This is a genomic window from Streptomyces sp. NPDC101166, assembly GCF_044768125.1.
Taxonomy (GTDB): Bacteria; Actinomycetota; Actinomycetes; order Streptomycetales; family Streptomycetaceae; genus Streptomyces.
In genome coordinates, this window is the sequence record NZ_JBIWPF010000003.1 from 17858 (window position 1) to 43632 (window position 25775).

Consider the following 25775-nt stretch of genomic DNA (forward strand, 5'->3'; position numbering starts at 1 on the left):
GATGCCGGGCCCCGCGTCACCGTCACGGGATCTTCACTCCGAGGGCGCCCAGTAGTCGAGCAGCGTGGCCGTGCCGGGCTCCAGGGACTTCCAGGGGCCGTCGAAGGAGACGACCGCGAAGGCGGCGGCGGGGAAACCGCGGCCGTTCATCCGCTCGCGAGCGTCCCCCTCCGACGTGCCGGAGAGGATGTCGGCGAGGCCCTGCACGCCGGGGTTGTGGCCGACCAGGATGACGTTGCGGACGTCGTCCGGGGTCTCGTTGAGCAGAGCGATCAGCTCGCCCGGGGAGGCCTCGTAGATCCGCTCCTCGTAGACGGTCTTCGGCCGGTGCGGGAATTCATGGACGGCGAGCTTCCACGTCTCCCTGGTCCGGGTCGCGGTGGAGCACAGGGCGAGGTCGATGGACATGCCGGTGTCGGTCAGCTTGCGTCCGGCGACGGCGGCGTCCTGGCGGCCTCGCTCCGCGAGCGGCCGCTCGTGGTCGGTCACCTGTGGCCAGTCGGCTTTCGCATGCCGGAAGAGGACGATCCTGCGGGGTTCTGCGACGCTCATGGCTCCCAGCTTCGCATGAAACACGCCATGTGGCGCAGGGAGTTGACATGGGTCTTCACCGGTGACCCGGGGTGTGTGAAGCGTGTGCCCGGGGCGTGATCGACTTCGCTACCGCACGAGCAGTCGTCTCACGTGGTCGGCGAGCTGTGCGAGCGCCGGGTCGCCCGTGGCAGCGTGGGCGTCGGAGGGATTCATCATCAGCAGGAGCAGGCTGACGAAGGCGAGGACGGGCAGGGCGAGGGCCCACCAGGGCAGCAGGGCGCCGACGCCGCCGCCCTGGGCGGCCGGGTGGGGCCGGGTCTGCGTGTGCGCCGACATGGGTGCCTCCGCTGGTCTTCGAGTGGTCCGTGGACCGCCCCCTGCGGCCACACTTCGAAGATACGGACGCGGAGGCTCTCGGCCCATCCGGTGATCCACCTACTTGACCCTGACCCTGACCCCCTAGGGGATGGGGGGTCAGCCCCACCCTCGTACGAGGGACCGGGCGCGGGCGGCGGGTGCGGACGGCAGGTGCGTCAGGGCGAGGCGATCGTCGCGATGACGGCGATGACCACGAAGATGAGGAAGAACGAGCCGAAGACGAGCAGCATCTTCTTCTGGCCGTTCCCGGGGTTCGGATCGAGCACTGGCATGGGCCAAGTCTCGCACCCGGCGTACCGGGGCATCGTCCGGGGGTGCGCCGAAGATCCGCCCCGGGGCCCGAGGTCCGGGGTCCGGGGCCCGGGGCCCGGGGCCCGGGGTCCGGGGTCGCGGGGTCGGCCGTCGGTCAGCGGGGCGACCGTCCGTCCGGGGGTTGCGGCGGCGGCAGCCGGTCAGCGGGGGCGACCGCCCGACAAGCCCGAGCACGACCATCGACCAGCAGGCACCACCGCCCGACCGACCCACGAGCAGACGCCGACCAGCAACCGCCACCGCTCGACAAGCCCGAGCACGACCATCGACCAGCAGGCACCACCGCCCGACCGACCCACGAGCAGACGCCGACCAGCAACCGCCACCGCCCGACAAGCCCGAGGGCGCCGCCGCCCGGGGCCCGGAGGGGCCCGACGGGGCAGCCGACCGGGGTCAGCGGGTCGCCTCGTCCTCCACCGTGCGGTCGCGGCCCGCCAGGATGCCCACCGCCATTTGCGGGATCATGAGCGCCGCCATCAGCGCGAGCGGCAGTCCCCAGCCGCCGCTGTGCTGGTAGAGCACGCCGACCAGCAGCGGGCCCGGGATGGAGATCAGGTAGCCGGTGCTCTGCGCGAAGGCCGACAGCTGGGCCACGCCCGCGCCCGTCCTGGCGCGCATCCCGACCATCGTGAGCGCCAGCGGAAACGCGCAGTTGGAGATGCCGAGCAGCAGCGCCCAGGCCCAGGCGCCGGCGGCGGGCGCGACGTAGAGGCCGGTGTAGCCGACGAGTCCGCAGAGGCCCAGCGCGACGACGATCGGCCCCTGGTGCGGCAGCCGGGTCGCCACGCGCGGGATGACGAAAGCCAGCGGCACGCCCATCGCCATGGTGACGGCGAGCAGCAGGCCGGCCGTGCCGGCGGCGACTCCCGCGTCGCGGAAGATCTGCGCCATCCAGCCCATGGTGATGTAGGCGGCGGTGGCCTGGAGCCCGAAGAACACGGCGAGCGCCCAGGCGGTGCGGCTCCGGGTCATCCGCAGCCCGCCGGCAGCCCCGCCGGCGGCCGACTCGGTCCGTGCCGCGGCCGCCTCGCCCCGCTCGCGTCGCGTCAGTGGCAGCCACGAGAGGGCGGCCACTGCGGCGAGGGCGGCCCATACGGCGAGTCCGGACCGCCAGTCCCCGCCGAGCGCCTCGGTCACGGGCACCGTGGCGGCCGCGGCGCTGGCGGTGCCGAGGGCGAGGGCCATGGAGTACAGCCCGGTCATGGAGCCGACCCGGTCGGGGAACCAGCGCTTGACGATGGCGGGCATCAGGACGTTGCTGACGGCGATGCCCATGAGGGCGAGGGCGCTGGCGGCCAGAAAGCCGGCCGTGCCGCCTGCGTACGGCCGTATGAGCAGGCCCGTGCCGATGGCGGCCATGCCCGCGCAGACGACCGCCCCCGGACCGAAGCGGCGGGCGAGCCGCGGTGCGGCCAGGCCGAAGACGGCGAAGCAGAGCGGCGGCACGGAGGTGAGCAGCCCGGCGACGCTGCCGCTCATGCCGAGGTCGTCACGGACCTCTTCGAGGAGGGCGCCGAGGCTGGTGATGGCGGGGCGCAGGTTGAGGGCGGCCAGCACGATGCCCACGACGATCAGTCGGGTCCACCACGCGGGCGCGGGCGCGCCGGGCGTCCGCATCGGCTCGCCGGTGGCCGCCCGGGCTCCGGGCATGGTTGTGGACGTGGATGTCCGTGTCTCCTCGCTCACCATGACGCCCATCATAGAATCATAGGATGATTGACTGTCCACTCCGCCCGGACGAAGGTGTGCCATGCCCCTGAGCCATCCCCGCCGCTCGGCTCTCTCCGAGCAGGTCATCGCCGCGCTGCGCACCCAGATCACCTCGGGCGAGTGGCCGGTGGGCTCGCGCATCCCCACGGAGCCGGAGCTGGTCGAGCAGCTCGGCGTCGCCCGGAACACGGTCCGTGAGGCGGTCCGCGCGCTGGCGCACAACGGCCTGCTGGACATCCGGCAGGGTTCGGGCACCTACGTCGTCGCCACGAGCGAGCTGGCCGGCGTGATGCACCGCCGCTTCGCCGGCGCCGACCCCCGCCACATCGCCGAGCTGCGCTCCACCCTGGAGTCGGGCGCGGCGAAGCTGGCCGCCGAGCGGCGTACCGAGAGGGACCTCAAGCAGCTCGACGCGCTGCTGCTGCGGCGCGAGGAGGAGTGGCGGTCGGGCGACGCGGAGGCGTTCGTCGCGGCGGACGCGACGTTCCACCTGGCGGTGGTGGCCGCTTCCCACAACGACGCGATGACGGCGATGTACGCGGACCTGGGAGAGGTGCTGCGGGACTGGCTGCGGGCCGACGTCGGCGAGGAGCTGACGCCGGAGTCGTACATGGATCACACGCCTCTGGTGGACGCGATCCGGGCCAGGGACGCGGCGGCGGCCGGCGCGGAGGCGGCGGGCTATCCGTTCCAGTGCCGGCCCGGGACCGCCCCCGTGTGAGAGCTCACCGCCGCTTGTGCGTGCGGCTCACCGCCACTGATGGCTGACCCAGGCCGTGCGGACCTCCATCCAGCAGCGGCCGGCCAGTCGTACGGTCACGGCGGGCCCGGCGTCGGCGGGAGCGCTGTCGGTGTCGAGGTCCCACCAGCGCGCGCACTCGATGTGCAGGCGCACGCGGTCCACGCCGGCGTCGGGATTGTGGCAGTGGGCGACCACATGGGAGCCGCGGACGTCGATCCGGCATTCCGCGCCGTACGTCTCCGGCGTGGCGGTGGGTTCCGGTGCCTCCACGCGTGTGTGCGACAGCGCGTCGTACGGCAGCGCGAGGACGAGGCAGACGGCGACGGTCAGTGGGGCGAGGCTGCGAGACAGGCGCACAAGGGAACCTCCTCGACCGTGCTGGGGAGGGGACCGCGGTGACGAACCCGCACCTCAGAGTGGCGTGCCGGACCCGTCCGGCGCCCGATCAGCTAGGCCGAACGGGTGAGGGCCCGCGCCCTCTCGGACGCGGGCCCTCACCCGTGCTGCGCGCTGTGCGGCGTCAGGCGCCGATGGCGTGCAGACCGCCGTCGACGTGGATGATCTCGCCGGTGGTCTTCGGGAACCAGTCGCTCAGCAGCGCGACGATGCCGCGGCCGGCCGGCTCGGGGTCCTTCAGGTCCCACTCCAGCGGGGAGCGGGTGTCCCACACGGAGGCCAGCTCGCCGAAGCCCGGGATGGACTTGGCGGCCATGGAGCCGATGGGGCCCGCCGAGACGAGGTTGCAGCGGATGTTCTGCTTGCCGAGGTCGCGGGCCATGTAGCGGCTGGTGGCCTCCAGGGCGGCCTTGGCGGGGCCCATCCAGTCGTACTGCGGCCAGGCGAACTGCGCGTCGAAGGTCAGACCCACGACGGAGCCGCCGTTCTGCATCAGCGGAAGGCAGGCCATGGTGAGCGACTTCAGGCTGTACGCCGAGACGTGCATGGCCGTGGCGACCGACTCGAACGGCGTGTTGAGGAAGTTGCCCCCGAGGGCGTCCTGCGGGGCGAAGCCGATGGAGTGGACGACACCGTCGAGGCCGCCGAGCTCCTCGCCCACGATGTCGGCGAGGCGCCCGAGGTGCTCGTCGTTGGTGACGTCGAGCTCGATGACCTTGGTGGGCTTGGGGAGCTTCCTGGCGATGCGCTCGGTCAGCGTGGGCCGCGGGAACGCGGTCAGGATGATCTCGGCGCCCTGCTCCTGGGCCAGCTTGGCGGCGTGGAAGGCGATGGAGGACTCCATCAGCACACCGGTGATCAGGACGCGCTTGCCCTCGAGAATTCCGCTCATGGTGATCAGTGACCCATTCCCAGTCCGCCGTCAACGGGGATGACGGCTCCAGTGATGTACGAGGCGTCGTCCGAGGCGAGGAACCGCACCGTCGCGGCGATCTCCTCCGGCTGCGCGTACCGGCCGAGCGGCACCTGGGAGACGATGCCCTCGCGCTGCTCGTCGGTGAGCGCCTTGGTCATGTCGGTGTCGACGAAACCGGGCGCGACGACGTTGAAGGTGATGTTGCGCGAGCCCAGCTCACGGGCGAGGGAGCGCGCGAAGCCGACCAGACCGGCCTTGGAGGCGGCGTAGTTGGCCTGCCCGGGCGAGCCGTACAGACCCACGACCGAGGAGATCAGCACGACGCGGCCCTTCTTGGCGCGCAGCATGCCGCGGTTGGCGCGCTTGACCACCCGGAAGGTGCCGGTGAGGTTGGTGTCGAGGACGGACGCGAAGTCCTCCTCGGACATGCGCATCAGCAGCTGGTCCTTGGTGACGCCGGCGTTGGCGACGAGGACCTCGACGTTGCCGTGCGCTTCCTCGACCTCCTTGTAGGCCTGCTCCACCTGCTCGGGGTCGGTGATGTCGCACTTGACGGCCAGGAAGCCTGCCGGCGGCTCCCCCGAGCGGTATGTGATCGCGACCTTGTCGCCGGCGTCGGCGAACGCGCGGGCGATGGCGAGGCCGATGCCCCGGTTTCCTCCGGTGACGAGAACCGAGCGGCTCAACGGATCACCCTTTCGATCGGCAGTCTGGTACTCGTCGAAACTATCCTTCTGAGGCACCGGCCGCCGAAGCCGGGGGCGACAGGGCGATGCGGTGGGAACTGTCGGGTCTCCACAGTCACCACCCGGCCCGCCGTCCCGTGCTCAACGGAAACGCGCTCGGAAAGCTTGTGGTCGGGAGCCGTTCGGCGCGACATGATCGAGGGCATACACGCGCGACGACCACAGGGAGCTACGCAGGTGCCTCATACGATCGACGAGAGTTTCACGGCGCTACCCCTGCGTGCCCTCGCCGACGCCGCGCTCGCTCGCGCGCGGGCGCTCGGGGCCGAGCACGCCGACTTCCGGTTCGAGCGGGTGCGCAGCGCGTCCTGGCGGCTGAGGGACGCCAAGCCGGCCGGGTCGTCGGACACGACCGACCTCGGGTACGCGGTGCGGGTGGTGCACGGCGGGACCTGGGGGTTCGCGTCGGGTGTGGACCTGACGATGGACGGGGCGGCCAAGGTGGCCTCGCAGGCCGTGGCGATGGCCAAGCTGTCGGCGCAGGTGATCAAGGCGGCCGGGTCGGACGAACGGGTGGAGCTGGCCGAGGAGCCGGTGCACGCCGACAAGACGTGGGTGTCGTCGTACGAGATCGACCCGTTCACGGTGCCCGACGAGGAGAAGGCGGCACTGCTCGGCGACTGGAGCCGCCGACTGCTGGCCGCCGACGGGGTCGACCATGTGGACGCCTCGCTGCTCACCGTCCACGAGAACAAGTTCTACGCCGACACGGCCGGGACGGTGACCACGCAGCAGCGCGTGCGGCTGCACCCGTCGCTGACGGCGGTGTCGGTGGACGAGTCCAGCGGCGAGTTCGACTCGATGCGGACCATCGCGCCGCCGGTCGGGCGGGGCTGGGAGTACCTGACGGGCACCGGCTGGGACTGGGACGACGAGCTGGAGCGGATCCCCGGGCTGCTCGCCGAGAAGATGCGGGCGCCCAGTGTGGAGCCGGGGCTGTACGACCTGGTCGTCGACCCGTCCAATCTGTGGCTGACCATCCACGAGTCCATCGGCCACGCCACCGAGCTGGACCGCGCGCTCGGCTACGAGGCCGCCTACGCCGGCACCTCCTTCGCCACGTTCGACCGGCTCGGCAAGCTGCGCTACGGCTCGGAGCTGATGAACGTCACCGGCGACCGCACCGCCGAGCACGGCCTGGCGACGATCGGGTACGACGACGAGGGCGTCGAGGGCCAGTCCTGGGACCTGGTGAAGGACGGGACGCTCGTCGGCTACCAGCTGGACCGCCGGATCGCGAAGCTCACCGGGCTGGGGCGTTCCAACGGGTGCGCCTTCGCCGACTCCCCCGGGCACGTGCCCGTGCAGCGCATGGCCAACGTCTCGCTCCGGCCCGACCCGGCGGGCATGTCGACCGAGGACCTGGTCGGGAGCGTCGACCGGGGCATCTACGTCGTCGGTGACCGGTCCTGGTCGATCGACATGCAGCGGTACAACTTCCAGTTCACCGGGCAGCGCTTCTTCCGGATCGAGAACGGGCGCATCACCGGGCAGTTGCGGGACGTGGCCTACCAGGCGACGACGACCGACTTCTGGGGTTCCATGGCGGCGGTGGGCGGGCCGCAGACGTACGTCCTCGGCGGCGCGTTCAACTGCGGCAAGGCACAGCCGGGCCAGGTGGCCGCGGTGTCGCACGGCTGCCCTTCCGCCCTGTTCAAGGGCGTCAACATCCTCAACACCACGCAGGAGGCCGGTCGATGAGCGCCCGCACCGAGTCCGGCCTGGGGTCCGGGGGTCGTCCCCCGGGCAAGCACAGTCTCAACACCACGCAGGAGGCCGGCCGATGAGCGCCCGCACCGAGTCCGGCCGGGGGTCCGGGGGTCGTCTCCCGGGCAAGCACAGTCTCGACACCACGCAGGAGGCCGGCCGATGAGCGCCCGCACCGAGAAGCCGCACGAGGTCGTGGAGCGGGCGCTGGAGCTGTCGCGGGCCGACGGCTGTGTCGTCATCGCGGACGAGCGGTCGAGCGCCAACCTGCGCTGGGCGGGCAACGCGCTCACCACCAACGGCGTGACGCGGTCCCGCACGCTCACCGTGATCGCGACGGTGGACGGCGCCCAGGGCACGGCCTCCGGGGTCGTCTCCCGGGCGGCGGTCACCTCGGACGAACTGGAGCCGCTGGTGCGGGCCGCCGAGGCCGCCGCACGTGGGGCGGGCCCCGCGGAGGACGCGCAGCCGCTGGTGACGGGCGTCGCGCCGTCCCCGGAGTTCACGGAGGCGCCCGCGGAGACCTCGTCCGCCGTCTTCGCCGACTTCGCGCCGGCGCTGGGCGAGGCGTTCGCACGCGCGCGTGCGGGCGACCGGGAACTGTACGGCTTCGCCAACCACGAGATGGTGTCGACGTACCTGGGCACCTCGACGGGGCTGCGGCTGCGGCACGACCAGCCGAACGGGACGCTGGAGCTCAACGCCAAGTCGCCGGACCGTACGCGTTCGGCGTGGGCGGGCCGGTCGACGCGGGACTTCAAGGACGTCGACCCGGCGGCGCTCGACGCGGAGCTGGCCGTACGGCTGGGCTGGGCGCGGCGGCGGATCGAGCTGCCCGCGGGGCGGTACGAGACGCTGCTGCCGCCGACCGCGGTGGCGGACCTGATGATCTACCTGCTGTGGTCGGCGTCGGGGCGGGACGCGGTCGAGGGCCGGACGGTGTTCTCCAAGCCGGGCGGCGGCACGCGGGTGGGCGAGCGGCTGGCCGCGCTGCCGCTGTCGTTGCGCAGCGACCCGTACGAGCCGGGTCTGGAGTCGCCGCCCTTCGTGATCGCGCACTCCTCCGGCGGCGACCAGTCGGTCTTCGACAACGGGCTGCCGATCGCCTCCACGGAGTGGATCCGCGAGGGCGATCTGGAGCACCTCAGCACCAGCCGGCACAGCGCCGCCCTGACCGGCCTCCCGGTCGCCCCCGGCGGCGACAGCCTGATCCTGGACGGCGGCGAGGACCGCTCCCTGGAGGAGATGGTGGCGAACACCACGCGCGGGCTGCTGCTGACCTGTCTGTGGTACATCCGTGAGGTCGATCCGGCGACGCTGCTGCTGACCGGTCTGACCCGGGACGGCGTGTACCTGGTGGAGAACGGCGAGGTGGTGGGCGAGGTCAACAACTTCCGCTTCAACGAGTCGCCGGTCGACCTGATGGGCCGGGCGACCGAGGCGGGGCGCACGGAGAAGACGCTGCCCAGGGAGTGGAGCGACTGGTTCACCCGGGCCGCCATGCCCGCGCTGCGGGTGCCGGATTTCAATATGAGCTCTGTCAGTCAGGGCGTATAACCTCGTAGCCGGCGGTCACTCGACCGGCCGAGGGCTCAAGAAGATCACCGAGGAGACACGAGAGACGTGACGGACATCGTCGACGAGCTGAAGTGGCGGGGGCTGTTCTCCCTGTCCACCGACGAGGACGCTTTGCGCAAGGCGCTCGCGGACGGTCCCGTCACGTTCTATTGCGGCTTCGACCCGACCGCGCCGTCCCTGCACGTCGGGCATCTGGTGCAGGTGCTCACCGTGCGCCGGCTCCAGCAGGCCGGTCACCGGCCGCTGGCGCTGGTCGGCGGCGCCACGGGTCTGATCGGCGACCCCCGCCCGACCGCCGAGCGCACGCTGAACGCGCCGGAGACGGTGGCGGGCTGGGTGGACAAGCTGCGCGGCCAGATCGAGCCGTTCCTGTCCTTCGAGGGCGAGAACGCGGCCGTGATGGTCAACAACCTCGACTGGACGGCCGGCCTGTCCGCGATCGAGTTCCTGCGGGACATCGGCAAGCACTTCCGCGTCAACAAGATGCTGACGAAGGACTCGGTGGCCCGCCGGCTGGAGTCCGACCAGGGCATCAGCTACACGGAGTTCAGCTACCAGATCCTCCAGGGCATGGACTTCCTCCAGCTCTACCGGCGCTACGGCTGCACGCTCCAGCAGGGCGGCAGCGACCAGTGGGGCAACCTCACGGCCGGCCTGGACCTGATCCACCGGCTGGAGCCGGGGGCGTCGGTGCACGCGATCGCGACGCCGCTGATGACGAAGGCGGACGGCACCAAGTTCGGCAAGACCGAGGGCGGCGCCGTCTGGCTCGACCCGGAGATGACGACGCCGTACGCGTTCTACCAGTTCTGGCTGAACGTGGACGACCGGGACATCTCCCGGTACATGCGCATCCTGTCCTTCCGCTCGCGGGAGGAGCTGGAGGAGCTGGAGCGGCAGACCGAGGAGCGGCCGCAGGCGCGGGCCGCGCAGCGTGCGCTGGCCGAGGAACTGACCACGCTGGTGCACGGCGCCGAGCAGACGGCCGCCGTGATCGACGCGAGCCGTGCCCTGTTCGGGCAGGGTGAGCTGGCCGGCCTGGACGACCGGACGCTGGCGGCGGCGCTGTCGGAGGTGCCGCACGTCGAGGTCACCGAGCTCGGCCCCGTCGTCGACCTGTTCGCCGAGGTCGGGCTGGTGGCCAGCAAGTCGGCCGCGCGGCGGACGGTGAAGGAGGGCGGTGCCTACGTGAACAACGTGAAGGTCACCGCGGAGGATCATGTCCCGGCGCGGGAGGAGCTGCTGCACGGGCGGTGGCTGGTGCTGCGGCGCGGAAAGAAGAACCTGGCGGCGGTGGAGGTCGTCGCCGACAGTTCACTCCGCGGCTAGCGCCGCAGGGGGTGCGGTGCGCTCCACGGGGTGCGTTGCGCTCCGCGGGGTGCGTTGCGCTCCGCGGGGTGCGCCGTGGGGGTGCGGGTTTGTTGCGGGCCGCGCGTACGTCGTGGCTGGTCGCGCAGTTCCCCGCGCCCCCTTTGCGGCGCCCTCCGGGCGCCTGCAGGGGGCTGCGTACTCCGGGCGCCTTCGACCAGTGGCTGTCAGACCCGTTGCTTCCTCTTGCCCAGCGTCTTCATGTACAGCATGTCGCCGAAGGCGACGATGATGATCGCCGCGATCAGCTGGAAGATGTGCCGGCTCCAGTCGATGCCGGGGGTCTCGTCGACGCCGAACCCCCGGGCGACGGCGTTGCCGACGACCGCGCCGAGGATGCCGAAGATGGTGACCAGCCAGAGCGGGCTGTGCTGTTTGCCCGGGATGATCGCCTTGGCTATCAGGCCCAGTACGAATCCCACGATGATCGCCCACAACCAGCCCATGGCTGCCTCCTCGTACGGCTCGACGTGAGCATTGCCCCCAGTTTCAGCCCGTCCGCCGTACGGCGCATGTCGGGTGATGTCGTACACGTGACGGCGTAGCGGACCCTCGCGCGCCGGAGCGGCCCCGGTCTCGAAGGCGGCCGGGCCGCGGCGTACGGTGGAGGCCGGGGAGTGTTCGACGCGGGCGGATGGTGGAACGCGATGCGGAAGCAGAGTGGCGGCGGGAACGTCCAGGTGTTCCGGATCACCGGGGCCCGGCAGGGGCTGCAGGACGACGTCCGGGCCCGTCAGCGGCGGTATGTGATCTCGATGTCCGTCCGTACGGTGTCGGTGGTCCTGGCCGCGGTCCTGTGGAACGTGGAACGGCATGTGGCGATCGTGGCGCTGGTCCTCGGCCTGGTGCTGCCGTACATCGCGGTGGTGATCGCCAACGCCGGGCGGGAGAACGCGCCGGGGCTGCCGACGACGTTCGTGACGATGCCGACGCGGCCGATGATCCAGCCGCCCGAGGCGGACGAGCGCGGGCCGCAAGAGGAGCGTTCCGCGGAATCCGGCGGGCGGGGCGGGCAGTCCCTCCACGAGGAACCGCAGGGCGGTCCGGGTGAACCGCGGCCGTGAGGCGGCGGTGAGTCGACTGTGAGCCAAGCTCAAGAAAAGCTCAGATCAATCATGTTGTTCCGGTGCCCTGGGGCCAGTTGGCCGTGACATACTTCGTACGACGCTCCGCATCCCCCGTCGGAGCGACAGACCGACGCCGGGCAGCTCCCCCCGTGGCTGCTCGGCGTCGCCTTTTGTGTGTGCAGGCGAGATGAATCTGTGAGTGACGTCCGTGAGTGACGAGACCCCCATCTGTTCCGCCAAGGGCTGCCGCGTCGACGCGGTGTGGGTGCTGGCGTGGAACAACCCGAAGATCCACACGCCCGAGCGGCGCAAGACCTGGCTGGCCTGCGAGGAGCACCGCGAGCATCTGTCGCAGTTCCTCGGCGTCCGGGGGTTTCTGAAGGACGTGGTGCGCTTCGAGGACTGGCAGGAGCCCGCGGGCTCCTAGGGCCTGGCTGGGGCTGGCGGGTGGCTTCAGCCGCCGATGGCGGACATCGGCCGGTCCGGCTGGACGAACGAGGGGTCGTCCAGGCCCGCGCCGGCCTTCTTGCCCCACATCGCCTCACGCCAGAGGCCGGCTATCTCCTCGTCGGGGGCGCCGGAGCGCAGGGCCGCCCTGAGGTCGGTCTCCTCGCGGGCGAAGAGGCAATTGCGGATCTGGCCGTCGGCGGTGAGGCGGGTGCGGTCACAGGCCGCGCAGAACGGGCGGGTGACCGAGGCGATCACGCCCACGCGGTGCGGACCGCCGTCGACGATCCAGCGTTCCGCCGGGGCGGAGCCGCGCTCCTCGGTGCTCTCGGCGGTGAGGTCGAAGCGGGTGCGCAAGGAGGCCAGGATGTCCCCGGCCGTGACCATGCCGTCGCGCTTCCAGCCGTGCTGGGCGTCCAGCGGCATCTGCTCGATGAAGCGCAGCTCGTAGTCGTGCTCGACGGCCCAGGCCAGAAGGTCGGGGGCCTCGTCCTCGTTGAGGCCGGGCATCAGGACGGTGTTGACCTTGACCGGGTCGAGGCCGGCGTCGCGGGCGGCCTGGAGGCCGTCGAGGACGTCCTTGTGGCGGTCGCGGCGGGTGAGGGCCTTGAAGACGTCGGGGCGCAGCGTGTCGAGTGAGACGTTGACGCGGTCGAGGCCGGCGGCCTTCAGGGCCGTCGCCGTGCGCTTGAGGCCGATGCCGTTGGTCGTCAGGGACGTCTGGGGGCGCGGGGTCAGGGCGGCGACGCGTTCCACGATGCCGACGAGGCCGGGGCGCAGCAGCGGTTCGCCGCCGGTGAAGCGGACCTCCTCGATGCCGAGGGAGGTGACCGCTATGTCGATCAGGCGGACGATCTCGTCGTCCGTGAGGAGGTCAGGCTTGGCCAGCCACTGCAGGCCCTCCTCGGGCATGCAGTACGTGCAGCGCAGATTGCAGCGGTCGGTCAGCGAGACCCTCAGGTCGGTGGCCACTCGGCCGAAGGTGTCGATGAGCACGGGGCCCCCTCCCTCGTCGCGGATCAATCCTCTTCTTCCGTCACTTGCGAGCCTACGCGACGGCTCCGACATCGGGGGAGGCGCGATCACCGGAACGCGGCGCGGGGCCGCCGCGAATGGTCTGCGACGGCCCCGCGTGCGCGTACGGGGTCAGTGGGCGCCGGTGCCCGTGAGGGAGCGGACCTCCAGCTCGGCGTACTTGCCGGTGTCCGGGCTCTCCTTGGACAGGATCGTGCCGAGGAAGCCCATGAGGAAGCCGAACGGGATGGAGATGATGCCGGGGTTCTTCAGCGGGAACCAGGCGAAGTCGGCGTCGGGGAACATCGCCTTGGGGTCGCCGGAGACGACCGGCGAGAACAGCACCAGTCCGACGGCGACGACCAGGCCGCCGTAGATCGACCACAGGGCGCCCTGGGTGGTGAACCGCTTCCAGAAGAGGCTGTAGAGGATGGTCGGCAGGTTGGCGGAGGCGGCGACGGCGAAGGCCAGGGCGACCAGGCCGGCCACGTTGAGGTCGCGGGCGAGGGCGCCCAGGGCGATGGAGACGACGCCGATGAAGACGGTCGCCCAGCGGGCCGCCTTCATCTCCTCCTTCTCCGTGGCCTTCCCCTTGCGGATGACGTTGGCGTAGATGTCGTGCGCGAAGGACGAGGAGGAGGCGAGGGTGAGGCCGGCGACCACGGCGAGGATCGTCGCGAAGGCGACCGCGGAGATGGTGGCGAGCAGGATCGCGCCCCAGGTCGAGTCGACGCCGCCGAGGTGCAGGGCGAGCAGGGGGGCGGCCGTGTTGCCGGACGGGTTGGAGGCGATGATCTCCTTCTGGGAGATCAGGGCGGCCGCGCCGAAGCCGAGCGCGATGGTCATCAGGTAGAAGCCGCCGATGATGCCGATCGCCCAGTTGACGGACTTCCGGGCCGCCTTGGCGTTGGGGACGGTGTAGAAGCGGATCAGGATGTGCGGCAGGCCGGCGGTGCCGAGGACCAGGGCGATGCCCAGGGACATGAAGTCCAGCTTGGAGGTGCCGGTCGCGCCGTACTGGAGGCCCGGCTCCAGGAAGGCGGTGCCCTTGCCGCTGTTCTCGGCGGCCTTGCCGAGCAGGTCGGAGATGTTGAAGTCGAACTTCAGCAGGACCAGGAAGGTGATCAGCAGGGTGCCGCCGATGAGGAGTACGGCCTTGACCATCTGGACCCAGGTGGTGCCCTTCATGCCGCCGATGGAGACGTAGACGATCATCAGGAGGCCGACCAGGGCGACGATGAGGATCTTGCCGGCGTCGGAGGTGATGCCGAGCAGCAGGGAGACCAGGACGCCGGCGCCCGCCATCTGGGCCAGCAGGTAGAAGATCGACACGACGATGGTGGAGGTGCCCGCGGCGGTGCGGACGGGGCGCTGGCGCATCCGGTACGCGAGGACGTCGCCCATGGTGTAGCGGCCGGAGTTGCGCAGCGGTTCGGCGACCAGGAGCAGGGCGACCAGCCAGGCGACGAGGAAGCCGATGGAGTAGAGGAAGCCGTCGTAGCCGAAGAGGGCGATGGCGCCGGCGATGCCGAGGAACGACGCGGCCGACATGTAGTCGCCGGACACCGCGAGCCCGTTCTGGAAGGCGCTGAACTGGCGTCCGCCCGCGTAGAAGTCGGCGGCGTCCTTGGTCTGGCGGCCCGCCCAGACGGTGATGACGAGGGTGGCGACGACGAACAGGCCGAACAGGGTGATGATCAGGGGCCGGTGCTCGCTCGCCTCGCCGGCTGCCAGTGTGATCGCGGGGCTCATGCGCCGCCCTCCATCCGGGACTTGATGGCGTCCGCCTTGGGGTCGAGCTTCGCGGCGGCGTGCCGCGAGTACCACCAGGCGATGAGGAACGTGGTGCCGAACTGGGCGATGCCGAGGGCGAAGGCGACATTTATGTTGCCGAAGAGCTTGGTGCCCATGAAATCGCCGGCGTAGTTGGACAGCAGGACGTACAGCAGGTACCAGGCGATGAAGGCGACGGTCAGCGGGAACGCGAAACCCCGGTGGGCGCGGCGCAGTTCACCGAACTCCGCGCTCTCCTGCACCGCGACGAACTCCTCGGTGGACGGGAGTCGGGCTTGCGTCTTCGAGGGGGGCGGTGTCTCGGTGGCCACGGAGTCTCCTCGCGTTGCGGACGACGGGTGGAGCGGGGGCTCGATCGTAGGCTCCCTGCCCAAGGTCACGGCGGTGCGCCGGGGGCGGTTCAACTCGATCGGGTTCTTTCGGAAGTCGACGTCCTGGCGGCGTTTCGCCCGTCGCGGACCGGATGGTTCCGGAAGTAGTCGTCAAAGGTCATTGCTGGCCGGCGAGTCAGGAAGATAGCTTCGGGTGGTACCACCCGTCATGTACCTGTCCAGGCACGACAGTTGCCCGGACCGGTCCCGTTTCCGGATGATGTGGAGACCCCATGGCTCATCTGCCTTCCAGACGCCGTATCGCTCTCGCGGTGCCCGTCGTGCTGTCGCTGACCGCCTCCCTCGGCTTCCTGCCGACGGCCGCCTCCGCGGCCCCGGTCACGGCTCCCGCCGCGCAGACGGCCGCCGCCGGCACCTTGACGTACGTCGTCAACACGAAGGTGGATCCCCGCACGATCAAGTCGGTGGAGAAGGCGATCGCCTCCTCCGGCGGCACCGTCGTGACGACGTACGAGAAGATCGGCGTGATCGTCGTCCACTCGGCGAACCCCGACTTCGGTCCGCAGATACGCGCGGTGCGCGGGGTGCAGTCGGCGGGCGCGACCCGCACCGTGCCGCTCAGCGCCGCGGGGACCACCGACGAGGGTGCGGCGAAGCTGCTGACGGCGGCCGAGGCCGCCAAGACCGCGAGCGCGTCGGCGAAGGCGGGCGCGGGCGAGCCCCTGGAAGCCGACCAGTGGGACCTGCGCGCGATCGGCGCCGACAAGGCCGCCGAGATCAACCCGGGCAGCAAGGACGTGACCGTCGCCGTCATCGACACCGGCGTCGACGACACCCACCCGGACCTCGCCCCGAACTTCTCCCCGTCGCAGTCGGCGAACTGCGTCGGCGGCGTCGCGGACACCTCCGAGGGCGCCTGGCGCCCGTACACCGAGCAGGACTACCACGGCACGCACGTCGCCGGTGAGATCGCCGCCGCCCGCAACGGCATCGGCGTCGCCGGCGTCGCGCCCGGGGTGAAGGTCGCCGGCATCAAGGTCAGCGACCCCAAGGACGGCCTGTTCTACCCGGAGAACGTGGTCTGCGCGTTCGTGTTCGCCGCCGAGCACAGCGTCGAGATCACCAACAACAGCTACTACGTCGACCCGTGGCTGTACAACTGCATGGACGACCCGGACCAGAAGGCCATCGTCGACGCGGTCAACCGGGCCCAGGTGTACGCCCAGCGCAGCGGCACGCTCAACGTGGCCTCGGCGGGCAACTCCAACCACGACCTGGACTCCGACGCGATCGTCGACTCCAGCAGCCCGGACGACTCCACCACCCCGGTGACCCGGACGATCGACCCGCACAAGTGCTTCGACGTGCCGACCCAGTTGGAGGGCGTCGTCACGGTGAGCGCGACGGGCGTCAAGGGCGCCAAGTCGTACTACTCCACGTACGGTCTGAACGCGGTCGACGTGGCGGCGCCGGGCGGCGACCGCTACCAGATCCCGGACACCCCGTCGGCCAACGGCCGCATCCTGTCGACGATGCCGAACAACGCGTACGGCTTCCTCCAGGGCACCTCGATGGCGTCCCCGCACGTGGCCGGTGTGGCCGCGCTGCTGAAGTCCACGCACCCGTGGGCGTCGCCGGGGGCCCTGCAGAAGCTGCTCAAGAAGCAGGCGGACAACCCGGGTTGCCCCGCCGAGCCGTACGACGGCAACGGTGACGGCGTCGTCGACGCGACGTGCGTCGGCGACGACGAGGTCAACGGCTTCTACGGCTCCGGCATCGTGAACGCGCTGCGTGCGGTGAAGTAGCCGACGCGGGCTTGCCGTTCAGGGTGAGGGCCGGGCGGTTCGCCGTCCGGCCCTCACGCGTGTCGACGACACTCACGCGAGGACGCGTCGTGTCTCCCGCGGCAGGGTGGACGCGGGCCGTGTGCCGAGGGCGCCGTGGGCCAGCAGCGACTGGGCCGCGATGTAGGTGAGCATGATCCAGAAGTCGGGGCGCGGGAGTTGGGGCCAGTCGGCGACGCCGGTCGCGATGAGGGTGTCGGACAGCAGGAAGAGCGCGCCGCCGAGCCCGGCGACGAACCCGAGGCGGGCCGCCGCGGTGAACGCCGTCACCGTGAGGAGCGTGCTGTAACCGGCGACGGGGATACGGAGATCCGCCGGCAGGTCGGGCCACAGCAGGGCGAGGGCGACGATCAGGGTGACGGCGTAGCAGGGGGCCAGGAGGGCTGCACGCGCGCGGGACGGGCCGGGCGCGTGCCGGTGGAAGAGAGCCAGGTAGCAGACGTGGCCGGCGGCGAAGGAGGCCATGCCGGCGAGGAAGGCCGGTTCGGCGCCGGAGAGCAGCAGGACGTCGCCGCCCCAGCCGCACAGAAGGGCCGCCAGGAGGAGCCGGGGCGCGCCGCGGAGCCCCGCCCAGGCGGCCAGCAGGGGCATCAGCAGGGGTTTGGCCGCCTGATGGCCGGGGGTGAACTCGACCGCGAGGCTGAGGAGATCGGCGGCGGCTGCGAGGGCGAAGGCGGCGAGGAGGAACCCGGGCAGGCGGCCGGAGGCGAGGCGGCGACGGGAGCCGGTCACGCGGCGGTGCTCTTCTCGGCCGGGTTGACGGGCGTCGCCCGGGAGGTAGTCGAGGGAGCGGTCGTCGTGGGCGTCGGCTGCCAGCCGGGGCCGCCGAACACCCTCCCGGCGCGCTCCCGCCAACTGCGCGCCGCCCGCAGGTCCTTGGCGATGGCGACGTACTCGTGGGTGGCCACCTTCAGGGGGTTGTAGGTGTGGATGTTCTTCGTCAACCCGTAGACGGGCCGCTCCACTTCCGGCACGAACGACCCGAAGAGCCGGTCCCAGACGATGAGGATGCCGCCGAAGTTGCGGTCCAGGTAGCCGCCTTGGGAGGCGTGGTGGACACGGTGGTGCGAGGGCGTGTTGAAGAGGAACTCGAACCACCGGGGCATCTTGTCGATGCGCTCGGTGTGGATCCAGAACTGGTAGACGAGGTTCGCCGAGGAGCAGAACGCGAGGGCGGCCGGGTGGACGCCGGCGGCGACGAGCGGGACGTAGAAAGGCCAGACGGTCAGCGAGGTCCAGGGCTGGCGCAGGGCGGTGGTGAGGTTGAACTTCTCGCTGGAGTGGTGGACGACGTGGCAGGCCCACAGGATGCGGATGACGTGGTGGCCGCGGTGGGACCAGTAGTAGAAGAAGTCCTGCGCGAGCAGCATCAGGGGGACCGTCCACCACAGGACGGGGACGCGCAGCGGCGTCAGTTCGTACACCGCGGTGTAGACGGCGACGATGGGGATCTTCCACAGGAAGTCGAAGGCGAGGCTCCCGAGCCCCATGCCGACGCTCGTGGCCGCGTCCTTGGCCTCGTATCCGGCCGCGTCCTCGTCGGGATGGAGGCGGACGCTGATCATCTCGACCACGGAGAGCAGCACGAAAGCGGGTATCGACCACAGCACGACATCGGGCAGGTTCGGCATGTGGGCACGGTAGATCCGCCGTTGGCCTGCGGCTAGTCGTTGTTACCCACAAGTATTGAGGGGGGTACGCGCTTGCTTCTTGGCGATCTCCGCCAACGTCCCGGCCCGAGGGGCGGGGCAGTTCGGCCGGGTCGAGTGCGAGAAGGGTGTCGGGGGCCGCGTGCGGCGTTTCGGTGGCCCAGGTCAACTGCGCGTCGGCGGGGACCAGATGGTCGGCGCCGTCACGGTCGTGCCGTGGTCCGCGCAGTGGACGAGGACTGTTCCGTCCCGGGGACGCACCCGTCGCGGCGGGCGGTGTGCGGGGGCTGTCGGTGGGGGACCGTATCCTCAGTGACCATGCTCGAAGACCGTACGACCACAGCGCCCTCCCCCATGGAGTGGCCGGCCGCGTATCCCCAGGGGTACGCGGTCGTCGACGTGGAGACCACCGGACTGGCCCGCGACGACCGGATCATCTCCGCCGCCGTCTACCGGCTGGACGGGCGCGGCGAGGTCGAGGACCACTGGTACACCCTGGTCAACCCGGAGCGCGATCCGGGGCCGGTGTGGATACACGGTCTGACGAGCGAGGCGCTCGAAGGGGCGCCCCTGTTTCCGGAGGTGGCCCAGGAGTTCGCCGACCGGCTCGCGGGCCGGGTGCTCGTCGCGCACAACGCGGTCTTCGACTGGCAGATGATCGCGCGGGAGTACGCGCGCGCGGAGCGCGAGGCGCCGGTGCGTCAGCGGCTGTGCACCATCGCCCTGTCCAAGGAGCTGAGGCTGCCGCTGCCCAACCACAAGCTGGAGTCGCTGGCCGCCCACTTCGGCGTCGTCCAGCAGCGGGCGCATCACGCGCTGGACGACGCGCGCGTGCTCGCGGAGGCGTTCCGGCCGAGTCTGCGGGCCGCGGCGGCGGGCGGGGTGCGGCTGCCGCTGCACGAGTGCCGTCCGCTGACGGAGTGGCAGGACCGGCCCGTGCCGCGCATCGGCCGGCAGGCGAGCGGCCCCGGCGACCACGGGGCCGGCGGATACCGGCCCAGCAGTTGGCGGGCGTCCCGCAAGCGGCCCGCCTGCCCCCACCCCAACCCCGGCCGGTACGAACCGGGCGAACGACTCAAGCAGGGCATGCGGGTCGCGTTCTCCGGGGACACCTCCGTCGAGCGCGAACTGCTGGAGGACCGCGCGACCGAGGCGGGCCTGCATGTGGCCACGTCTCTCTCGCGGCTGACCAGTCTGCTGGTGACCAACGATCCCGACTCGGGCACCTCGAAGGTGGTCAAGGCCCGGCAGTACGGCACGCCGGTGGTGGACGAGGCGGCGTTCGGGCAGTTGCTGGGCGACGTGGAGCCGGCCTCGCAGGGGTGACCGTACGGACGGGTGATTGACGGGCGACTCGCCTGGAGCCGACTCGCCCGCGCCGCGCCGACGGCTCACCCTGTGGCGCATGGCGACATGTGAAGTCTGCGGCAACAACTACGGCATGACCTTCGAGGTGCACGCGCAGGGCGCGGTGCACGTCTTCGACTGCTTCTCCTGTGCGATCCACCGCATGGCACCGATCTGCGAGCACTGTCGTGTGCAGATCATCGGGCAGGGCGTCGAGGTCGAGGGCCACTGGTACTGCGGCGCCCACTGCGCTCGCGCGGAGGGGAAGGTGGGGATCGTCGACCGGGTCTGAGACCGCCCCCACGCGCGTGCGCCCCACGGCCGAGTTGTACGGTCGTGGGGTGTACCGCTTCCTGTTGTCCCGGCAGTGGGTGATCCTCACGCTGGTCGCCCTGCTGCTCATCCCCACGATGATCAGGCTGGGCATCTGGCAGATGCACCGCTACGAGGAGCGCACCGCCCGCAACCAGCTGGTCTCGGACGCGCTCGCCTCCGAGCCGGTGCCGGTGGAGCGCATGACGTCCGCGGGGCACGTCGTGACCAGGAACGAGCGGTACCGCAACGTGAGCGCCACGGGCCGGTTCGACACCTCGCGGGAGGTCGTCGTCCGGCGGCGCGTCAACGCCGACGAGGCGGTCGGTTTCCACGTCCTCACCCCGTTCGTCCTGACCGACGGCAAGGTGCTGCTGGTCAACCGGGGCTGGGTCCCGGCCGACGCCCCGACGCAGACCGCCTTCCCCGAGGTGCCCGCGCCGCCCGCCGGGCGGATCACCGTCACCGGGCGGCTCATGCCCGACGAGACGACCGCGGCGAGCGGCATCAAGGACCTCAAGGGCCTCCCCGACCGGCAGGTCATGCTGATCAACAGCGAGCAGGAGGCGCGCCGCCTCGGCGCGGTGGTGCTCGGCGGTTACATCGCGCTGACCTCGCCCGCGCCCAGGGGCGACACCCCGCAGCTCATCGGCCGTCCCGGTGACGAGGACGCCGCGCTGAACTACGCGTACGCCATCCAGTGGTGGCTGTTCTCCGCCGCTGTGCCGGTCGGCTGGGTCGTGCTGGTCCGCCGCGAGCTGCGCGACCGGCGGGAGAGCGCACAGGAGCAGACCGAGCGGACGGAACCGGCGGCGGTGTAGCCGACGGTCCCGTCCGGGCGCTTCATCAGCGGCTGCGGCGGCGACCCTGCGAGGGCCCTGCCGGGGGCTGCGCCCGAGCGCTTCGGCGCAGCGGCAGCCGCTCGGCGAGTGCTCCGCTCAGCGCGTCAGCAACAGCGGCTCTGCGGGTGGTCCTCGCGGTGCCGCGTGCGCAGCGCCTGGTACTCACGGCGGGTGGGGACGGGGGCGTGCGGGTGGTCGCGGCGACGCCGTTCGCAGTGACGGTCGTACTCCGCCTCGCCGGTCAGCTCGCGCAGATACCAGCGCACCGCCCGCAGCACGCGCACCGCCGACGCCGCGAGCGTCCCGCGCGCCGTCCTCACCGGCGGGCCTGCGCCAGCGGCTTCGACGGGGCCTGGGCCGGGACGCCGATGCGGGACTCGACGTAGGGGGCCTCCGTCGTCGGGAGGGTCCCCGGGGCGCGGACGGCGCGGACGCACACCACCGCCGCGTTCACGACGACCACCGCGACCAGGAGCAGGAAGAGGGCGATCAGGACGCCGTCGACCGTGGAGTTGGTGATCACCGTGTGCATGTCGTCGGCAGACTTGGCCGGCGGCAGGAGCTGTCCCGCGTCGACGGCGTCGGCGTACTTCGCGCGCTGGGCGAAGAAGCCGATCCTGGGGTCGTCGGAGAAGATCTTCTGCCAGCCGGCGGTGAAGGTGATCGCGACGACCCAGGCCAGCGGGACGCCCGTGACCCAGGCCCAGCGCAGTCGGCCGGACTTGACGAGGACCGTCGTGCAGACGGTCAGGGCGATGGCGGCCAGCAGCTGGTTGGCGATGCCGAACAGCGGGAAGAGCTGGTTGATCCCGCCGAGCGGGTCGGTGGCGCCGGCGTGGAGGAAGTAGCCCCAGGCGGCCACGACGAGGGCGCTGCACAGCCAGATCCCCGGCTTCCAGTTGACCCGGCCGACGGGCTTCCACACGTTGCCGAGCATGTCCTGGAGCATGAAGCGGCCGACCCGGGTGCCCGCGTCCACCGTGGTCAGGATGAACAGCGCCTCGAACATGATGGCGAAGTGGTACCAGAAGGCCTTCATCGCGGTGCCGCCGAAGACGCCGGAGAAGATCTCCGACATACCGACGGCCAGAGTCGGGGCGCCTCCGGAGCGGGCGATCAGGGTCTGCTCCTCGACGGCCTCGGCGGCCTGGGTGAGCTGGTCGGGCGTGATGGTGAAGCCGAGGCCGGCCACCGCGTGGGACGCGGACTCGACGGTGCCGCCCAGCAGGCCCGCCGGTGCGTTCATCGCGTAGTAGAGGCCCGGCTCCAGGGTCGCCGCGGCGATCAGCGCCATGATCGCGACGAACGACTCCATCAGCATGGCGCCGTAGCCGATCATCCGGATCTGGGACTCCTTCTGGATCAGCTTGGGGGTGGTCCCGGAGGCGACCAGGGCGTGGAAGCCGGAGAGCGCGCCGCAGGCGACGGTGATGAAGAGGAACGGGAACAGCGAGCCCGCGAAGACCGGGCCGGCGCCCGAGGAGGCGAAGTCGGTCACCGCGTCCGCCCTGAGCACGGGCGCGGCCACGACCACACCGACCGCGAGCAGCGCGATGGTGCCGACCTTCATGAACGTGGAGAGGTAGTCGCGCGGCGCGAGCAGCATCCACACGGGCAGGACGGAGGCGACGAAGCCGTAGCCGATCAGGCACAGGACGAGGGTGGTGGGGCTGAGGGTGAAGGCCCCGGCCAGGGAGGAGTTCTGCACCCAGCCGCCGCCGACGATCGCGAGGAGCAGCAGGGCGACGCCGATGAAGCTGGTCTCCACGACCCGGCCGGGGCGGACGCGGTGCAGCCACAGGCCCATGAAGAGGGCGATGGGGATCGTCATCGCTACGGAGAACGTGCCCCACGGGGAGTGGGCGAGCGCGTTGACGACGACCAGCGCGAGCACCCCGAGCAGGATGATCATGATGGCGAAGACGGCGATCAGGGCCGCGGCGCCGCCCACCCGGCCGATCTCGTCCCGGGCCATCTGGCCGAGCGACGTGCCGTCCCGGCGCATCGACAGGAACAGCACGACCATGTCCTGCACGGCCCCGGCGAAGATCACGCCGGCGACGATCCACAGGGTGCCGGGCAGGTATCCCATCTGGGCCGCGAGGACCGGGCCGACCAGCGGTCCGGCGCCGGCGATGGCGGCGAAGTGGTGGCCGAGCAGGACCCGACGGTCGGTGGGGTGGAAGTCGACGCCGTCCTCCAGCCGCTCGGCTGGGGTGGCACGGCGATCGTCCGGCCGCAGCACCCGGCGGGCGATGAACCGCGAGTAGAAGCGGTAGGCGATGGCGTACGAGCCGAGCGCGGCCGTCACCAGCCAGACCGCGGAGATCTCCTCGCCCCGGGCCAGCGCGACCACGCCCCAGGCGAGGGCGCCGAGCAGGGCGACGGCCGTCCATGACAGGACCGCACGCAGTGACATACGCGACTTTTCCGGCACCGGTCGGTCGGTTTCGGGCAGGGTGGACGCAGGCATGGCGGCTCCTCGCTCCTACTGCGGGGTGAAAGCGTCCGGCCGCTCGGGCGAGCGGGCGGAGCGGCGACGACGTGGGCCGTGGGGGTCCCGTCCCGTCGTCGGTCTGTGCAAGAGTTGCCCGCCCTCCGGAACCGGTTGACAGCGAAAGTCCGGAATCTTTCCTGCGGCTCTCCGTCAACCGAACGGGCCTTTCGCGCAACCAACGCGTGAGGGCACAGGCACACCAAGGACGGTGACCCATGGCCGACGGAGCCATGACCGCGACGTTCCTCGCCGTGATCGGCGGGGCGTCGCTGCTCGCCGTGACCGCGCGCCGGCTGCGCCCGAACGACCGGCTGCCCTCCCTGGAGGGCTGGGCGCTGGCCGACCGTTCCCTAGGCCCGGTGTGGACCTGGCTGCTGCTCGGCGGAACGATGTTCACCGCGTACACCTTCACGGCCGTGCCGGGACTGGCGTACGGCAACGGCGCGCCCGCGTTCTTCGCCGTGCCGTACACGGTGATCGTCTTCCCGCTCGCCTTCGTCCTGCTGAGCCGGCTGTGGAGCGTGGCCCGCCGGCACGGCTATGTGACCGCTGCCGACTTCGTGCGCGGCCGGTACGGGTCGCCGGCGCTGGCCCTTGCGGTGGCGCTGACCGGGATCCTCGCGACGATGCCGTACCTGGCGCTGCAACTGCTCGGGATCCGGGCGGTGCTGACGGCCGGCGGCGTCTCCCCGCGCGGGCCCGCCGGGGATCTGCTGATGGTGGGCCTGTTCGCAGGGCTCGCGGTGGCCACCTACCGGCACGGGCTGCGCGCGCCGACGCTCATCTCGGCGCTGAAGGCGGTCGCGGTCTTCGTGTCGGTGACGGCGGTCTGCTGGCTGGTGCTGCGACGGCTCGGCGGGCCGGGGGCGGTGTTCGAGGGGGCGGCGCGGCGGATGGGCGGCCCGGACGTGGCCCACTCGCCCCTGGTCCTCTCCCCCGGACAGCAGCCGGCGTACGCCACCCTCGCGCTCGGCTCCGCGCTGGCCCTGCTGATGTACCCGCACGTGCTCACCGCGGCGTTCGCCGCCGACGGCCCGCGCACCCTGCGCAAGGTGACGGTGGCGCTGCCGGCCTGGACCGGGCTGCTCGTCCTCTTCGGCCTCCTCGGCGTCGCGGCGCTCGCCGCCGGGGTGCGCGCTCCGGAGGGCGCCGCCGAGTCGGCCGTCCCGATGCTGGTCGACCGGCTGCTGCCCGGGCCGCCGGCGGGACTGGTGTTCGCGGCGATCACGGTGGGCGCGCTGGTCCCGGCGGCGGTGATGTCGATCGCCGCCGCCACGAGCTTCGTACGCAACGTCTACGTCGAGTACGTCCATCCGACGGCCACGCCCAAGCGGCAGGTGCGCGTCGCCAAGGCGGTGTCGCTGACCGCGAAGGCGGGGGCGGTGGCGTTCGTGCTCGGGCTGCGCGACCAGGACGCCGTCAACCTCCAGCTGCTGGGCGGGGTGTGGATCCTCCAGGTCTTCCCTGCGGTCGCCATCGGACTGTTCACGGGACGGCTGCGCCCGCGGGCGCTGCTCGCCGGGTGGGCGGCGGGCATGGTGAGCGGCACCTTCCTGGTGGTGCGCGAGGGGTTCTCTCCCATCGTGCGCCTGGGCTTCGGACCGCTGGAGATCTACGCCGGGCTCGCGGCCCTGCTGGTGAACCTGACCGTCGCGGTGGCGGGCAGCGCCGTCCTCACGCGTCTCGGCGTGCCGCGCGGCGCCGACTCGACCGACCTGCCGTCCCGCCTGTCCCTCAGGCGACACCCCGAGACGGGAGCGAACAACCCGTGAGACGCAGACCTCCGACGCCACTGCAACGCCCCGACACCGGCGAGCCGCCCGACCTCGTGCCACCCCCGCGCACGGGCGGACCCCTTGACCACCCAACACACGTCGGCACGGGCGGGCACCCTGACCGCCCAGCGCCCTCCGGCACGGGCACGCCCACCAACCTGATGAGCCCCGCCGACCCGAGCACTCCCGGCCTCGTGACACCCGCCGACCCGAGCGGAGCCAGCGATCCGGTGCGGCACCCCGTCACGGTCAGGCACCCTGACCACCCAGCACGCATTGGCACAGGCACGCCCACCGACCTGACGAGCCCTGCCGGCCCGAGCGCTCCCGCCGGCCTCACGACACCCACCGGCCCGAGCGGAGCCACCGATCCGATGCGGCACCCCGTCACGAGCAGACACCCTTACAGCCCAGCAGCCGCCGACACGCGCGGGCCCACCAACCTGATGAGCCCCGCCGACCCGAGCA

Annotated in this window: 26 protein-coding genes; 11 read left to right on the forward strand and 15 right to left on the reverse strand. The window is 71.5% G+C overall.

All coding sequences use genetic code 11. The features are described 5' to 3' along the window. Positions 1–33: 33 nt before the first annotated feature. From ACIRS4_RS06900 to ACIRS4_RS06915, 4 genes are all read right to left on the reverse strand, one after another. A complete protein-coding gene (locus ACIRS4_RS06900; protein WP_404191138.1) occupies positions 34–552 on the reverse strand; it encodes a SixA phosphatase family protein in 519 nt (172 codons plus the stop codon). A gap of 108 nt (positions 553–660) precedes the next feature. Then, on the reverse strand, positions 661–870 hold the full coding sequence (locus tag ACIRS4_RS06905; RefSeq protein WP_404191140.1) for a hypothetical protein: 210 nt from the start codon (positions 868–870) through the stop codon (positions 661–663). 197 nt (positions 871–1067) lie between these two features. Further along, the gene (locus tag ACIRS4_RS06910) at positions 1068–1184 is read right to left on the reverse strand and encodes an SGM_5486 family transporter-associated protein (RefSeq protein WP_278044734.1); all 117 of its coding nucleotides are present in this window, start codon (positions 1182–1184) and stop codon (positions 1068–1070) included. 433 nt (positions 1185–1617) lie between these two features. After that, on the reverse strand, positions 1618–2925 hold the full coding sequence (locus ACIRS4_RS06915) for a CynX/NimT family MFS transporter (RefSeq protein WP_404191143.1): 1308 nt from the start codon (positions 2923–2925) through the stop codon (positions 1618–1620). Between the two features lie 49 nt (positions 2926–2974). Between ACIRS4_RS06915 and ACIRS4_RS06920 the strand changes: the two genes are divergently transcribed. Next, positions 2975–3655, forward strand: a complete 681-nt coding sequence (locus tag ACIRS4_RS06920; protein WP_404191146.1) for a FadR/GntR family transcriptional regulator — start codon at positions 2975–2977, stop codon at positions 3653–3655. A gap of 27 nt (positions 3656–3682) precedes the next feature. On the opposite strand, the gene ACIRS4_RS06925 is transcribed toward ACIRS4_RS06920, so the two are convergent. The 3 genes from ACIRS4_RS06925 to fabG form a co-directional block, all read right to left on the reverse strand. Continuing rightward, positions 3683–4033 carry a hypothetical protein gene (locus ACIRS4_RS06925; protein ID WP_404191149.1) on the reverse strand — a complete coding sequence of 117 codons (351 nt, stop codon included), beginning with the start codon at positions 4031–4033 and terminating at the stop codon, positions 3683–3685. 163 nt (positions 4034–4196) lie between these two features. Then, positions 4197–4964 (reverse strand): enoyl-ACP reductase FabI, encoded by a 768-nt coding sequence (gene fabI / locus ACIRS4_RS06930; RefSeq protein ID WP_130437479.1) that lies wholly within the window; start codon positions 4962–4964, stop codon positions 4197–4199. Between the two features lie 5 nt (positions 4965–4969). Further along, positions 4970–5674, reverse strand: coding sequence for a 3-oxoacyl-[acyl-carrier-protein] reductase (gene fabG / locus ACIRS4_RS06935; RefSeq protein WP_404191153.1), 705 nt, complete (start codon positions 5672–5674; stop codon positions 4970–4972). A 237-nt stretch (positions 5675–5911) separates the two neighbouring features. On the opposite strand from fabG, the gene ACIRS4_RS06940 reads away from it, so the two are divergent. The 3 genes from ACIRS4_RS06940 (at position 5912) to tyrS (ending at position 10348) form a co-directional block, all read left to right on the forward strand. Beyond that, the gene (locus ACIRS4_RS06940; RefSeq protein ID WP_404191155.1) at positions 5912–7435 is read left to right on the forward strand and encodes a TldD/PmbA family protein; all 1524 of its coding nucleotides are present in this window, start codon (positions 5912–5914) and stop codon (positions 7433–7435) included. 168 nt (positions 7436–7603) lie between these two features. Then, positions 7604–8998: a metallopeptidase TldD-related protein gene (locus ACIRS4_RS06945; protein WP_404191156.1), complete on the forward strand. Its 1395-nt coding sequence runs from the start codon at positions 7604–7606 to the stop codon at positions 8996–8998. Positions 8999–9064: 66 nt separating this feature from the next. Next, positions 9065–10348: a tyrosine--tRNA ligase gene (tyrS, locus tag ACIRS4_RS06950; RefSeq protein ID WP_404191160.1), complete on the forward strand. Its 1284-nt coding sequence runs from the start codon at positions 9065–9067 to the stop codon at positions 10346–10348. A 206-nt stretch (positions 10349–10554) separates the two neighbouring features. On the opposite strand, the gene ACIRS4_RS06955 is transcribed toward tyrS, so the two are convergent. Next, entirely contained in the window at positions 10555–10833 is a 279-nt protein-coding gene (locus ACIRS4_RS06955; protein WP_404191163.1) for a GlsB/YeaQ/YmgE family stress response membrane protein, read from the reverse strand. 201 nt (positions 10834–11034) lie between these two features. Here ACIRS4_RS06955 and ACIRS4_RS06960 point away from each other — a divergent pair, with 201 nt between their 5' ends. Then, positions 11035–11451, forward strand: a complete 417-nt coding sequence (locus ACIRS4_RS06960; protein ID WP_404191165.1) for a DUF3099 domain-containing protein — start codon at positions 11035–11037, stop codon at positions 11449–11451. A gap of 211 nt (positions 11452–11662) precedes the next feature. Continuing rightward, positions 11663–11881, forward strand: a complete 219-nt coding sequence (locus ACIRS4_RS06965; protein WP_404191167.1) for a hypothetical protein — start codon at positions 11663–11665, stop codon at positions 11879–11881. A 26-nt stretch (positions 11882–11907) separates the two neighbouring features. Here the strand turns inward: ACIRS4_RS06965 and moaA are convergent, their stop codons facing one another. The 3 genes from moaA to ACIRS4_RS06980 form a co-directional block, all read right to left on the reverse strand. Continuing rightward, positions 11908–12897 (reverse strand): GTP 3',8-cyclase MoaA, encoded by a 990-nt coding sequence (gene moaA, locus ACIRS4_RS06970; RefSeq protein WP_404191170.1) that lies wholly within the window; start codon positions 12895–12897, stop codon positions 11908–11910. Positions 12898–13047: 150 nt separating this feature from the next. Next, a complete protein-coding gene (locus tag ACIRS4_RS06975) occupies positions 13048–14667 on the reverse strand; it encodes a cation acetate symporter (protein WP_404191173.1) in 1620 nt (539 codons plus the stop codon). Further along, positions 14664–15020, reverse strand: coding sequence for a DUF485 domain-containing protein (locus ACIRS4_RS06980; protein ID WP_404191176.1), 357 nt, complete (start codon positions 15018–15020; stop codon positions 14664–14666). Before ACIRS4_RS06980 ends, ACIRS4_RS06975 begins: the two co-directional genes overlap by 4 nt. 293 nt (positions 15021–15313) lie before the next feature. Here ACIRS4_RS06980 and ACIRS4_RS06985 point away from each other — a divergent pair, with 293 nt between their 5' ends. Further along, the gene (locus tag ACIRS4_RS06985; protein WP_404191178.1) at positions 15314–16846 is read left to right on the forward strand and encodes a S8 family peptidase; all 1533 of its coding nucleotides are present in this window, start codon (positions 15314–15316) and stop codon (positions 16844–16846) included. A 72-nt stretch (positions 16847–16918) separates the two neighbouring features. Here ACIRS4_RS06985 and ACIRS4_RS06990 read toward each other — a convergent pair whose 3' ends face one another. Next, positions 16919–17617 (reverse strand): lysoplasmalogenase, encoded by a 699-nt coding sequence (locus ACIRS4_RS06990; RefSeq protein ID WP_404191181.1) that lies wholly within the window; start codon positions 17615–17617, stop codon positions 16919–16921. Next, positions 17614–18516, reverse strand: a complete 903-nt coding sequence (locus tag ACIRS4_RS06995; RefSeq protein ID WP_404191183.1) for a sterol desaturase family protein — start codon at positions 18514–18516, stop codon at positions 17614–17616. The genes ACIRS4_RS06990 and ACIRS4_RS06995 overlap by 4 nt, the downstream gene beginning before the upstream one ends. Positions 18517–18852: 336 nt before the next feature. Between ACIRS4_RS06995 and ACIRS4_RS07000 the strand changes: the two genes are divergently transcribed. The 3 genes from ACIRS4_RS07000 to ACIRS4_RS07010 all read left to right on the forward strand — a co-directional run bounded on the left by ACIRS4_RS07000 (position 18853) and on the right by ACIRS4_RS07010 (position 21014). Next, the gene (locus ACIRS4_RS07000) at positions 18853–19860 is read left to right on the forward strand and encodes a DEDDh family exonuclease (protein WP_404191186.1); all 1008 of its coding nucleotides are present in this window, start codon (positions 18853–18855) and stop codon (positions 19858–19860) included. Between the two features lie 79 nt (positions 19861–19939). Further along, entirely contained in the window at positions 19940–20173 is a 234-nt protein-coding gene (locus ACIRS4_RS07005) for a hypothetical protein (RefSeq protein WP_188291435.1), read from the forward strand. A 49-nt stretch (positions 20174–20222) separates the two neighbouring features. Further along, positions 20223–21014, forward strand: coding sequence for an SURF1 family protein (locus ACIRS4_RS07010; protein ID WP_404191189.1), 792 nt, complete (start codon positions 20223–20225; stop codon positions 21012–21014). A gap of 125 nt (positions 21015–21139) precedes the next feature. On the opposite strand, the gene ACIRS4_RS07015 is transcribed toward ACIRS4_RS07010, so the two are convergent. Together ACIRS4_RS07015 and ACIRS4_RS07020 are read right to left on the reverse strand one after the other, a co-directional pair. Further along, the gene (locus ACIRS4_RS07015; protein ID WP_404191191.1) at positions 21140–21355 is read right to left on the reverse strand and encodes a YbdD/YjiX family protein; all 216 of its coding nucleotides are present in this window, start codon (positions 21353–21355) and stop codon (positions 21140–21142) included. Then, a complete protein-coding gene (locus ACIRS4_RS07020; protein WP_404191194.1) occupies positions 21352–23508 on the reverse strand; it encodes a carbon starvation CstA family protein in 2157 nt (718 codons plus the stop codon). The genes ACIRS4_RS07015 and ACIRS4_RS07020 overlap by 4 nt, the downstream gene beginning before the upstream one ends. A 239-nt stretch (positions 23509–23747) precedes the next feature. Here ACIRS4_RS07020 and ACIRS4_RS07025 point away from each other — a divergent pair, with 239 nt between their 5' ends. After that, positions 23748–25304 (forward strand): sodium:solute symporter, encoded by a 1557-nt coding sequence (locus tag ACIRS4_RS07025; RefSeq protein WP_404191197.1) that lies wholly within the window; start codon positions 23748–23750, stop codon positions 25302–25304. The last annotated feature ends 471 nt before the right edge of the window (positions 25305–25775 follow it).